Origin of the sequence: Allobosea sp., from assembly GCF_035944895.1 — a bacterium.
Lineage (GTDB): Bacteria > Pseudomonadota > Alphaproteobacteria > Rhizobiales > Beijerinckiaceae > Allobosea.
This window is the reverse complement of record NZ_DASZAT010000010.1, coordinates 1-12,288: the sequence shown is the minus strand read 5'-3', so window position 1 is coordinate 12,288 and position 12,288 is coordinate 1. Positions and strand designations below refer to the sequence as shown.

8 protein-coding genes and 1 pseudogene are annotated in these 12,288 nt (G+C 66.3%); 8 read left to right on the top strand and 1 reads right to left on the bottom strand.

Going from position 1 to position 12,288, the window contains the following annotated elements:
• Positions 1-59: 59 nt before the first annotated feature.
• Positions 60-542, top strand: coding sequence for a MarR family winged helix-turn-helix transcriptional regulator (locus tag VGV58_RS15585; RefSeq protein ID WP_326874951.1), 483 nt, complete (start codon positions 60-62; stop codon positions 540-542).
• A 224-nt stretch (positions 543-766) separates the two neighbouring features.
• On the opposite strand, the gene VGV58_RS15580 is transcribed toward VGV58_RS15585, so the two are convergent.
• A complete protein-coding gene (locus VGV58_RS15580) occupies positions 767-1,954 on the bottom strand; it encodes a pyridoxal-phosphate-dependent aminotransferase family protein (RefSeq protein WP_326874950.1) in 1,188 nt (395 codons plus the stop codon).
• 148 nt (positions 1,955-2,102) lie between these two features.
• Between VGV58_RS15580 and VGV58_RS15575 the strand changes: the two genes are divergently transcribed.
• The 7 genes and pseudogenes from VGV58_RS15575 to VGV58_RS15545 form a co-directional block, all read left to right on the top strand.
• Positions 2,103-2,804 (top strand): GntR family transcriptional regulator, encoded by a 702-nt coding sequence (locus VGV58_RS15575; RefSeq protein ID WP_326874949.1) that lies wholly within the window; start codon positions 2,103-2,105, stop codon positions 2,802-2,804.
• Positions 2,805-3,030: 226 nt separating this feature from the next.
• On the top strand, positions 3,031-4,014 hold the full coding sequence (locus VGV58_RS15570) for a Bug family tripartite tricarboxylate transporter substrate binding protein (protein ID WP_326874948.1): 984 nt from the start codon (positions 3,031-3,033) through the stop codon (positions 4,012-4,014).
• 140 nt (positions 4,015-4,154) lie between these two features.
• On the top strand, positions 4,155-4,655 hold the full coding sequence (locus VGV58_RS15565) for a tripartite tricarboxylate transporter TctB family protein (protein ID WP_326874947.1): 501 nt from the start codon (positions 4,155-4,157) through the stop codon (positions 4,653-4,655).
• 9 nt (positions 4,656-4,664) lie between these two features.
• On the top strand, positions 4,665-6,194 hold the full coding sequence (locus VGV58_RS15560) for a tripartite tricarboxylate transporter permease (RefSeq protein WP_326874946.1): 1,530 nt from the start codon (positions 4,665-4,667) through the stop codon (positions 6,192-6,194).
• Positions 6,191-9,124, top strand: coding sequence for an FAD-binding and (Fe-S)-binding domain-containing protein (locus VGV58_RS15555; RefSeq protein ID WP_326874945.1), 2,934 nt, complete (start codon positions 6,191-6,193; stop codon positions 9,122-9,124). Before VGV58_RS15560 ends, VGV58_RS15555 begins: the two co-directional genes overlap by 4 nt.
• Before the next feature lie 44 nt (positions 9,125-9,168).
• Positions 9,169-10,503, top strand: coding sequence for a YncE family protein (locus VGV58_RS15550; RefSeq protein ID WP_326874944.1), 1,335 nt, complete (start codon positions 9,169-9,171; stop codon positions 10,501-10,503).
• A 684-nt stretch (positions 10,504-11,187) separates the two neighbouring features.
• Positions 11,188-12,288, top strand: a pseudogene (locus VGV58_RS15545) (DNA translocase FtsK); the annotation flags it as partial.

Here is a 12,288-nt window from a genome sequence, read left to right as displayed (position 1 = left end):
TTTAATCGGATACGATATATATAGAGGCGACGATGACGCGTTCACGACGAGGTCCGGCCATGCCCGCTCTGACACCCGACGATCCGAAGGCGCCCAGACTGGCGGATTTTCTCTGCTTTGCGATCTATTCGGCCAATCTGGCCTATGGGCGCGCCTACAAGCCGATCCTCGACGAGCTCGGACTGACCTACACCCAGTACATCGCGATCATCGCGCTCTGGGAGGAGGACAATCAGAGCGTCGGAAGCCTCGGCGAGAAGCTGTTCCTGGAGTCGAACACGCTGACCCCGATCCTGAAGAAGCTGGAGGCGCTCGGCTATCTCCGCCGCCAGCGCGACCCGGCCGACGAGCGCCAGGTGCGCGTCAGCCTGACGCCGGAGGGCCGGGCGCTGCGCGAGAAGGCGCTGCCGATGAACCTGGTGGCGGCTGCCGGGCTCGGCGAGGACTTTCCGGTGGTGCAGAAGGCCGTGGTCAGGCTGCGCGAGAACCTGCTCAAGGCGGCGCGGGGGCAGGGGGAGAAGGTGGTGGCAGCGGCTGAGTGAGGTTCGCGCCTAGTTTCCTACGGGCGATGATCGGCGTGACATCCGTGGGGAACCCTTCTCCCGTGTGGGAGAAGGGCAGGGATGAGGGCCTGCCCTAACCTTAGAAGGCGCAACGGCGCCGTTGCGCCTCAGTATTCAGCGGCAGGCCCTCACCCCCGAGCCCTCTCCCATCCGGGAGAGGGGATCTCGCGCTTGTTCGATATTGCATGACTTCTTTGCGAAGCTCAGGCGACGGCCTTCGCCTGGTTGCCAGCTTCAGCGCCTTCGAGATCGGCCATCGCCGCGGCGACGCCTCCGCTGCGGTGGGGGACGCCGGCTGCGGCGAGGCCCATCTCGACACCGGAGAGGGCGCCCAGCAGAGCGAGCTCGTTGCACTCGCCGAGATGGCCGATGCGGAAGACCTTGCCGGCGACCTTGCCGAGGCCGGAGCCGAGCGAGATGTTGTATTTCTCCAGCGCGATCTTGCGAAAGCGATCGGCGTCATGGCTCGGCGGCATCAGCACGGCGGTCAGGACCGGCGATTGCTCGGCCGGGTTCTCGCAGAGCACTTCCAGCCCCCAGGCCTTGACCGCGGCGCGGCAGGCGCTGGCGAGGCGTCGGTGGCGGGCGAAGACCTGGTCCAGTCCTTCCTCCTGCAGCATGGCGAGCGCCTCTTTCAGCCCGTAGAGCAGGTTCGTCGCCGGCGTATAGGGGAAGAAGCCGCCGGCATTGATCTTGATCATCTCCTGCCAATCCCAGAAGGAGCGCGGCAGCGTGTTGGTCTTCGAGGCGGCCAGCGCCTTCTCCGAGACGGCGTTGAAGCTGAGGCCCGGCGGCAGCATCAGCCCCTTCTGCGAGCCGGACACGGTGACGTCGACCTGCCATTCGTCATGGCGGTAATCGACCGAGGCGAGCGAGGAGATGGTGTCGACCATGAACAGGGCCGGATGGCCGGCGGCGTCGATCGCCTTGCGGATCTCGGCGATGCGGCTGGTCGCGCCGGTCGAGGTCTCGTTGTGGACGACCATCACCGCCTTGATCTTGCGGGCCTTGTCCTCGGTGAGCCTAGCCTCGATCGCGGCCGGATCGGCGCCGCGGCGCCAGTCGCCGGGGATGAACTCGACCTCGACGCCGAAGCGCGTGGCGATGTTCTTCCACAGCGTAGCGAAATGCCCGGTCTCGGCCATCAGTACGGTGTCGCCCGGCGAGAGCGTGTTGACGATCGCCGCTTCCCAGGCACCGGTGCCGGAGGAGGGGTAGATCACCACCGGCTGCTTCGTCTTGAAGACGGCCTTGCTGCCCTCCAGCACCGTCTTGCCGAGCGCGGCGAATTCGGCGCTGCGATGGTCGATGATCGGCATGGCGATGGCGCGCAGAATCCGGTCCGGAATCGGGCTCGGGCCGGGGATGTGCAGGAAGTGACGCCCTTGCATGATGGTCTTATCCTCCCTGAGGGCTTGGCGGCTTTGTGCGTTCACTGGATATTTTGCATTCATTTTTTGGAAGATCAATCGCAATCTGGTATGCTGATTATGGGTGATCGGGCTCGACAGCGGGCGCGGACCAACTTAGCGATGATGCATGAACGAGCCTTTTCTCGATACCATCGATGAGCCGGGCCTGGCGCCAGCCGAGGCTGCGAAGCCGGTCGCCTCATTGCATGAGGGGCTGCTGGTCGCGCTGCGCGACTTCATCGTCGAGGGTAATCTCGCCGATGGCGTGCGCGTCCCGGAGCGGGCGCTGTGCGAGCGTTTCAACATCTCGCGCACGCCATTGCGCGAGGCGCTGAAGGTGCTGGCCGCGGAAGGCTTGATCGAGCTCCTGCCTAATCGCGGTGCGCGGGTGCGCGAGCTCAGCCCCGAGGACGTCTGCGAGCTCTTCGACGTGATGGGCGGGCTCGAGGCGCTGGCGGGACGGCTGGCTTGCGAGCGGATCTCGGAGGTCGAATTCGCCGAAATCGAACGAATCCATCACGATATGTATCGCTTTTACCTGCGCCGGGACATGCATGGCTATTTCCATTGCAACCAGGCGATCCATCAAATGATCGTCGCGGCTGCCGGAAATGCGACGCTGGCCGCGACCTATGCGAGCGTTGCCGGGCGGATCCGGCGGGTGCGTTATTCGGCCAATCTCGCCAAGGATCGTGATCGTCTCGGTGAGGCCATGCGCGAGCACGAGGCGATTCTCGATGCGCTGCGGCGGCGCGCGGGCTCGGAGCTCTCCGACATCCTCTTCCTGCATCTGCGCAACAAGCGGAAAGCGGCGCAGGCCTCGGCGTAGATCGACCGCGTCGTCATTGCGAGGAGCGTGGGCGACGAAGCGATCCAGGGGGGGGGCGTAGAGTGCTGCTGCCCCTGGATTGCTTTGCTTTCCCCGTCATGACGACGGAGTGGATACGGATCGTCGTCAATTCTGAATCTCAGAAATTTCAGATTGAATGCAAAATTTTTTGATCTAAGCTCCCTTCACCGCGCCGTCAGAGCGCAATCACAGGGAGGGTGCGATCATGAAGCAGCAATGGCTTGCCGCGACCGCGATTTTGGCCGCCGGCATCGCGCCGGCCTCCGCCTGGGAGCCGACGAAGCCGATCGAGATCGTTGTGCCGTTCTCGGCGGGCGGTGCGTCCGACCAGATGGCGCGGACGATCCAGGGCATCATCCAGAAGCAGCAATTCACCAAGCAGCCGATCATCGTCGTCAACAAGCCGGCTGCCGGCGGCGCCGAAGGCATGCTCGACATCCAGAAATCGGCTGGCGACGCGCACAAGCTGATCACCACCTCGAGCGGCATCTTCATGACGCCGATGGCGACCAAGCTGGCACTGAACTGGACCGACTACACGCCCGTCGCGATGCTGGCGCAGGATTCCTTCCTGCTCTGGGTCAACGCCAAGTCGCCCTACAAGAACGCGGGCGACTTGATGGCGGCGGCCAAGAGCGCCAATCCGGCGATGAAGATCGGCGGCACCTCGTCCAAGCGCGAGGACAACCTGCTCGTCTTCGCCATGGAGAAGCAGGGCGGCACCAAGTTCGCCTATATCCCGTATACTTCCGGCGGCCAGGCCTCGACGCAGCTGTCGGGCGGGCATGTCGAAGCCACCACCAACAATCCGGCCGAGGATCTCGCCAATTGGCGCGGCGGCGCCACCCGGCCGCTTTGCGTCTTCGCCGAGCAGAAGATGGCCTATACCGAGAAGGTCGCCGACGGGCAGTCCTGGGCCGACATCCCGACCTGCGCCTCGCAGGGGCTGAACGTCAGCTACCAGATGCTGCGCGGCATGTTCATGCCCGGCAAGGTCAGCAAGGAGCAGCAGGCCTTCTATGTCGACCTGTTCAAGAAGGTCTCCGAAACGCCGGAGTGGAAGGACTACCTCGCCCGCAATGCGCTGGCGGCGGACTACCGCGACGGCGAGGCCTTCGTCTCCTTCCTCAAGGCGGACGAAGCCAAGCACGAGAAGCTGATGACCGAAGCCGGCTTCATGGCGAAGTGAGCGGGTGACCGTTGCCGGGATGCTTCGTCATCCCGGGCGACCGAAGGGAGACCCGGGATCCATTCCGGAACGCTTCAGGAATGGATCCCGGATCGGCGCCGCTACGCGGCTTGTCCGGGATGACGCGCGAGGAACGGTGAATGACACAGCCAGTCGAAGCTGAGGCCCAGGAGCCCGGCATCTCGCGCCGCCCAGTCGAGATCGCCACGGCGCTGCTGCTGATCGGGCTCGCCGGCATCGTCCTCTACGACTCGCATGGCCGTGGCGCCGGCTGGGATGGCGGGCCGCAGAACGGTTTCTTCCCGGCCCGCGTCGGCTGGATATTCCTCGCCGCCTCGCTCTTCATCCTCTGGCAGTCCTTCCGCCGGCCGGACGGGATCTTCGTGACCTATGAGCAATTGCGCCAGGTCGTCCGGGTGCTGGGGCCGCTCATCCTGTTCGTGGCGCTGATCGGCCCGCTCGGGATCTATGTCGCCTCGGCCTTGTTCATCATCGCCTTCATGGCGGTGGTCGGCACCTCGCGCTGGTGGTCGATCGGGCTGACGGCGCTGCTCGTGCCGATCGCCTGCTTCTGGGTCTTCGAACTGCAGTTTCGCGTGCCGCTGCCGAAGGGCCCGCTCGAAGCCATGCTCGGCTACTGAGGACGACAGATGGACGATCTTTCCTCGCTCATCGCCGGTTTCCAGGTCGCGCTCTCCTGGCACAATGTCGGCTTCATGGCGGTCGGGGTCATCCTCGGCATCATCGTTGGGGTGCTGCCGGGCCTTGGCGGGCCGAACGGCGTCGCGATCCTGCTGCCGTTGACCTTCGGCATGGACCCGACCTCGGCGATCATCCTCTTGTCCTCGATCTATTGGGGTGCGCTGTTCGGCGGCGCGATCACCTCGATCCTGTTCAACATCCCCGGCGAGGCCTGGTCGGTCGCGACCACCTTCGACGGCTATCCGATGGCAGTACAAGGCAAGGCGGCGGAGGCACTGACCGCCGCCTTCACCGCCTCCTTCATCGGCGCGCTCTCCGGCGTCGTGTTGATCACCTTCGTCGCTCCGCTGGTCGCGCAGTTCGCGCTGCGCTTCGGCCCGGCCGAGTTCTTCGCGGTCTTCCTCCTGACCTTCTGCTCGTTCATCGGCATGGGCCGGGAGAACCGCGCCAAGATCATCGCCTCGCTCTGCATCGGCTTCCTGCTCGCGGCGGTCGGCCTCGATTCGATCTCGGGCGACCTGCGCATGACCTTCGGCTCGACCGAATTGATGCGCGGCTTCGACTTCCTGATCGTGGTGATCGGCCTGTTCGGCGTCAGCGAGATCCTGCTGACGGTCGAGGAAGGGCTGGTGTTCAAGGGCAAGCAGGCGAAGATCGACCTCAAGGTCGTGCTGCGGACCTGGGCCGGCCTGCCGCGCTACTGGGCGACGCTGCTGCGCTCGGCCGTTGTCGGCATGTGGATGGGCGTGACGCCGGGCGGGGCGATCGCCGCCTCCTTCATGGGCTATGGTCTCGCCAAGCGCTTCTCGAAGCACGGCAAGAACTTCGGCAAGGGCGAGATCGAGGGCGTGCTGGCGCCGGAGACCGCCGCCCACGCCGCGGGAACCAGCGCGCTGCTGCCGATGCTGGCGCTGGGCATTCCCGGCTCGGCGACGGCGGCGGTGCTGCTCGGCGGCCTGCTGGTCTGGGGCCTCCAGCCTGGACCGATGCTGTTCGTCGAGCAGAAGGATTTCGTCTGGGGGCTGATCGCCTCGATGTATCTCGGCAATCTCGCCGGCCTGATCATCGTGCTGGCGACGGTGCCGCTCTTCGCCGCGATCATGCGGATCCCGTTCTCCTTTGTCGCGCCGGTGATCCTGATCGTCTGCGCCATCGGCGCCTACACGATCTCGAACTCGATCTTCGACATCTGGCTGATGCTGATCTTCGGCGTCGTCGGCTATGTCTTCAAGAAGCTCGACTATCCGCTCGCGCCGATGATCCTGGCGCTGGTGCTGGGCGACCGAGCCGAGGATGCCTTCCGCCAGGCGCTGCTCGGCTCGGGCGGCTCGCTCGGCGTGTTCTGGGCAAACGGGCTGGTCGGAACGCTCGTCGTGCTGGCCTTGCTGCTGCTATGCTGGGGGCCGGCCGGCGATGCGATTGCCGCCCTGCGCGGACGCGGCCGGCAAGATCCCGAGACAGCAGAGGCCACAAGATGACGCAGGACGCGCTGGCGCGCCCGCACAGCCGCAATCTCGGCTTCGAACGGAAGCTGTCGCAGGCGCTGGAAGGGGAGGTGCGTTTCGACGCTTTCACCCGCGGGCGCTATGCCACCGACGCCTCGATCTACCAGATCGTCCCGCAGGGCGTCGCCTTCCCGAAGAGCGAGGCCGATATCGCAGCGGCGCTGACGATCGCGGCCGAGCACGGCGTGCCGGTGATCGCGCGCGGCGGCGGCACCTCGCAGAACGGCCAGCCGATAGGCGATGCGCTGATCCTCGACATGAGCCGGCACTTCAACGCGATCCGCGACTACGATCCGGCCGCGCGGACGGTCTCGGTCGCGCCCGGTATCGTGCTGGAAGCGCTCAACGGCCATGTAAAGAAGGACGGGCTGTTCTTCCCGGTCGAGCCCTCGACCGCGAGCCGCTGCACCATCGGCGGCATGGTCGGCAACAATTCCTCCGGCGCGCGCTCGCTGCGCTATGGCAAGACCGTCGACAACGTCGTCGGCCTGAAGGCGATGTTCCATGACGGCGAGCCCTTCGCGCTCGGCGAGGGGCCGGTCGGCGACAATGCCTCGCCGCGGGCGCAGGCCTTGATGGAGCAGATGCTGGCGTTGGCCGGCCGGCATCGCGACGAGATCGAGGCGATCTTCCCCAAGGTGCAGCGGCGCGTCGGCGGCTATAATCTCGACGAGCTGATCGTGCCGCGGCCGAACCTGTCGCATCTGCTGGTCGGCTCGGAGGGCACGCTGGCGCTGACGACGCAGGCGAGCTTAAAGCTCTCGACCTTGCCGCAGCACCGCGTCATGGGCGTCTGCCATTTCCCGAACTTCCGCGCCGCCATGGAGACGACGCAGCACATCGTCGCGCTCGGGCCGGTCGCGGTCGAGCTCGTCGACAACAATGTGCTGGTGCTCGGCGCCGACATTCCGCTCTTCGTGCGCACGCTTGCCGACATCACCAAGGGCAAGCCGAACTGCCTGCTGCTTGTCGAGTTCGCCGGCGATGACCTTGCCGAGCTCAAGCGGGACCTCAGGCGGCTCGACCAGTGCATGGCCGATCATGGGTTTCCGGATGCTGTGGTTGAGGTGGTCGAGCCCGCCCGGCAGAAGCCGGTCTGGGAGGTGCGCGAGGCCTGCCTCAACATCATGATGTCGATGAAGGGCGACGGGAAGCCGGTCTCCTTCATCGAAGACTGCGCTGTCCCGCTCGAGCATCTCGCCGACTATACCGACGCGGTGACCGCCCTGTTCGAGCGGCACGGCACGCGCGGCACCTGGTATGCGCATGCCTCGGTCGGCTGCCTGCATGTCCGCCCGATCCTCAACATGAAGACCGAAGCCGGGGTGAAGGCGATGCGCGGCATCGCCGAGGAAGCCTGCGAGCTGGTGCGCCGCTTCAAGGGCTCGTTCTCGGGCGAGCATGGCGATGGCATCTCGCGTTCGGATTTCGTCGAGCCGATGTTCGGCGGGCCGCTGACCCGCGCCTTCGAGGCGGTCAAGGACGGCTTCGATCCGGGCAACCATCTCAACCCCGGCAAGATCGTCCGGCCCTATCATATGGACGACCGTAGCCTGATGCGCTTCCCGCCGGGCTATGCCACGCCGGTGCCGGTGGAAACGGCGCTCGACTGGTCCGATTGGGGCGGTCTCGGCGGCGCCGTCGAGATGTGCAACAACAACGGCACCTGCCGGAAGATGGTCGGCGGCACGATGTGCCCGTCCTATCGTGCGACGCGCGAGGAGCAGCATCTCACCCGGGGGCGGGCCAATACGCTCCGGCTCGCCATCTCCGGCCAGCTCGGCGAGGACGCCTTCACCTCGCCGGAGATGAAGGAGACGCTCGATCTCTGCGTCTCCTGCAAGGGCTGCAAGCGCGACTGCCCGACCGGCGTCGACATGGCCCGGATGAAGGTCGAGTTCCTGCATCACTATCACGCGAAACACGGCCTGCCGCTGAAGGAGCGCCTAATCGCCTTCCTGCCGCGCTATGCGCCATTCGCCGCGAAGCTCGCGCCCTTGATGAACCTGCGCGACCGCATTCCGCTGCTGGCCAGGCTCAGCGAACGCTGGCTCGGCTTCTCGGCACGGCGTTCATTGCCGGTCTGGCGCAAGCCCTGGCGTGAGGCGGCCGTACCGGCGAGCGTGTCTGCAGTTAAGGGCGATGGCCGCGACATCGTGCTCTTCGGCGACACCTTCAACCGCTATTTCGAGCGCGAGAACCTGGAGGCGGCCGAGCGCGTACTGCTCGCCGGCGGCTATCGCCTGCATCGCGTCGAAGCGGCGGAGGGCGGGCGGCCGCTCTGCTGCGGGCGCACCTTCCTCTCGGCCGGGCTGGTCGACGAGGCCCGCGTCGAGGCGCGGCGCACGTTCGATGCGCTTTCACCGTTCGTTGCCAAGGGCGCGCGTGTGGTCGGGCTCGAACCCTCCTGCCTGATGAGCTTCCGTGACGAGTTCGGCGCGCTCCTGCCCAAGGCCGAGGTCGAGCCGCTGGCCAAGGCAGCGCTGCTGGTCGAGGAACTGCTCGCCGCCGACATGGCCGCGGGCAAAATCAGTCTGCCATTGCAGAACCAGGCCGGGCGCGTTGCCCATCTGCATGGACATTGCCATCAAAAGGCCTTCGACGCGATGGGCGCGGTGGAGAAGACGCTGCGGGCGGTGCCGGGACTCGAAGTCAGGTCGATCGAATCGAGCTGCTGCGGCATGTCGGGCGCCTTCGGCTATGGCGCCGCGACGATCGACGTCTCCTTGGCAATGGGCGAGCTCTCGCTGCTGCCTGCGGTGCGCAAGGCCGGGGTGGGTGACCTCGTCGTCGCCGATGGCACGAGTTGCCGCCACCAGATCCATGACGGCGCCGGCCGCGAGGCCGTGCATGTCGTCAGGGTGCTGGACGAGGCGCTGAAGGAGACCAACTCGCCGTCATAGCGAACGACGAATCCGGAGAACGGGACAACCGAGGGAGGACGATCATGCTATCGACTAGGCTGCTCGGGACTACGCTGGCGCTTTGCGCGATCGGAGGCGCACACCAGGTCATGGCGAAAGACTATTTCCTCGCGAGCGGACGCTGGGACAATGTCGTCCTGGTCATCGATCTCGATAAGGCGATCGACCCGGCCAATGATGGGACGCCGAAAGCCGTCGTCAACCGTCTGCGCGTCACCCCGGACATCCAGGTCGACGGCAAGACGGTGATTTCCAGCGGCCAACCGATCTCGATCGCGATCGCGCCGGACCAGCGCCGCGCCTATGTCGTCAACCATTCCGGCCGCTCGACGCCGGAAGCGGCGGCCGCTTTCCAGCATGGCCATGCCGGCACGGTGACGGTGGTCGATCTCAAGAAGGCGCTGGATCCCGCCAGCAACGGCACGCTCGGCGCGGTCGAGGGCTATATCGAGACCGGCGGCTTCGGCCCGACCGGCTTTGCCATCGCCGCCGACGGCAAGCATGCGGTCCTCGCCCATGCCGAGCAGGAGGGCGACGAGGATGGCGGGCGCCATATCAGCATCGTCGATCTTTCCACCAACAAGGTGATCCGCAAGGTCGAGCAGGCCTATGGCAAGCCGGGCTTTCCCTGCCCGCCCAATCCGATCCCGCATCGCGCGCCCGATCCCAAGTTCGGCTGTTTCCCGGACACCAATGGCGTCACCATCAGCGCGCTCGGCGGCGGCACGATCTTCGGCGCCAATGGCGGCACCGACGACATCACGGTGATGAGCCTGCAGAAGGCGATCGCCGGCGAGAGCGGTGCGGAGGTGGCGCGCATTCCGGTCCAGGCCGGCGGCTTCGGCATCTCGACCAGCCCGGACGGCAGGCTCGTCGCCCATGCTTCGCGCGAGAATGCCCAGACCGACACGCCCGGCAACACCGTCACGATCGTCGATGTCGAGAAGGCGCTCAGCGATCCCGCCAAGGCGGAGGTGGCGCGCGTGCGCGTCGGCACCGATGACGAGAAGACGCCGACCCGGCCCTTCGTCGCCGCCTTCCTGCCGGACGGAAAGCGCATCCTCTCGACGCAGTTCCGCTCGAACAACATCGACATCATCGATGTCGCCAAGGCGCTCGCTGGGCAGCCTGCGACGATCAAGCGCGTCGAGTTGAAGACCCCGGGCGGCGAGCCGTCGCGGCCGCGCGGCATCGCGATCACGCCGGACGGGAAATATGCGGCGATCACCGGCGCGCCCAAGGGCAAATCGAACTCCAGCGTGGTCTGGATCGTCGATCTCCAGAGCTATGAGGTGAAGGGTCGCGTCACCGAGATCGGCAATGAGAGCTATATGATCGGCACCTTCCGGGCCGATTGAGTGCACAGGGAGCGGGCCACGATTCACAGCAATCTGCGGCGCGAATTCAGGGGCTGTTAACCCTGCGCCGGTACCTCTCGATACTCAGTCGAGTGAGTGTCGGGCCAGCGTTGATCCATGCGTCGAATCCATCGCAATCTCCAGACGAACAGCGCTTCTCCCGCCGCGCGAATCTCTGATCAACTATCTGATTTCGCGGATATTCCGGCACCGGCCCCGGCCGATTCCCGCGCCGGCGCGTCGGGGCTCGTCCGCTACGGACGCACCCCCGACAAGACTCGTCGGCAGGAGGTCGAGCGTGCTGCCGCGGAAGCGGCAATCCCGCTGCCCGAGCCCGAGCCGGAGGCGCCCGTCGATCCCGGTCGCGTGCGCTATTGGCGCACGCCCCAACGCATGTTGCAGCAGGTCTGGGGGGGTGGAGCTCTGGAGGCTCCGGCGTCCGAATCGTCGCCGCAGGTCGAGTCTGAGATGGCAGGGGAGGGCGAGGATGCGCTGATGGCGCCGGGCCTCGATTCCTCGCTGCCGGAGGAGAATCCGGCCGAGGCAGTGACGACGCCCTTCGCCTTCCTCTCCGATGCCGCCTTCTGGGAGTTCATCCCGGATGCCGAGCAGGAGGACGACACAGCGTTCGAAAGCGCGCCGCCGGTTGTCGCGGCGAGGGCGCCGCTGGCGACGGCCCAGCCGATCGCGCCGGTGGTGGCAGCCGAGCCGGTGCGCCCTGCGCCTGCGCCGGTTCCCGCGCCTGCATCGGCGACGATGACCTTCGGCTGGACGCAGCCCTATCGCTTCGAGCTGAGCCTGACGCCACCCGCTCTGCAGGTCATCGCGCCGACTCCCATGCCGGCCGCAGTGGAGGCGGCTGCACCGGTACCGGTCCCGAAGGCCCAGGCTCCCCGTCGCAGAATCATGGGGCAGCTTGCTCCCGACGCCGTTCCGGTGGCTGCGCCCGTGCCGAAGGTGGCCGAGGCTGAGGTCGCGCCTGCGACCGCAGCGCCGAAGGTCTCGGTCGTGCCTGCGGCTCCAAAGCTGCGCGCGGCCATGCCGGTGTCCAAGCCGATCGCGTCGATGGGCTTCGAATTGCCGCCGATCGAATTCCTGGCCGAGCCGCCGCAGATCGCGACCGCGATCCCGATCGAGATCATCCAGCAGAATTCCGGTCTGCTCGAAGGCATCCTCGAGGACTTCAACGTCCGCGGCGAGGTGGTTCAGGCCTGCCCCGGCCCCGTGGTCACCCTCTACGAGCTTGAGCCTGCTCCGGGGACCAAGAGCTCGCGCGTGATCTCGCTTGCGGACGACATCGCGCGCTCGATGAGCGCGGTGTCGGCGCGCGTGGCGGTGGTGCAGGGCAAGAACGCGATCGGCATCGAGCTGCCCAACGCCAAGCGCGAGACCGTCTTCCTGCGCGAGCTCTTGGCCTCCCAGGATTTCGAGGGCACCAAGCACAAGCTGGCGCTCTGCCTCGGCAAGACCATCGGCGGCGAGCCGGTGATCGCCGACCTTGCCCGCATGCCCCACCTTCTCGTCGCCGGCACCACCGGCTCGGGCAAGTCGGTCGCGATCAACACCATGATCCTGTCGATCCTCTACCGGCTGAAGCCGGAGGAGTGCCGGCTGATCATGGTCGACCCCAAGATGCTCGAGCTTTCCGTCTATGACGGCATCCCGCATCTGCTCACCCCCGTCGTCACCGACCCGAAGAAGGCGGTGGTCGCGCTGAAATGGGCGGTGCGCGAGATGGAGGAGCGCTACAAGAAGATGTCGAAGCTCGGTGTGCGCAACATCGAC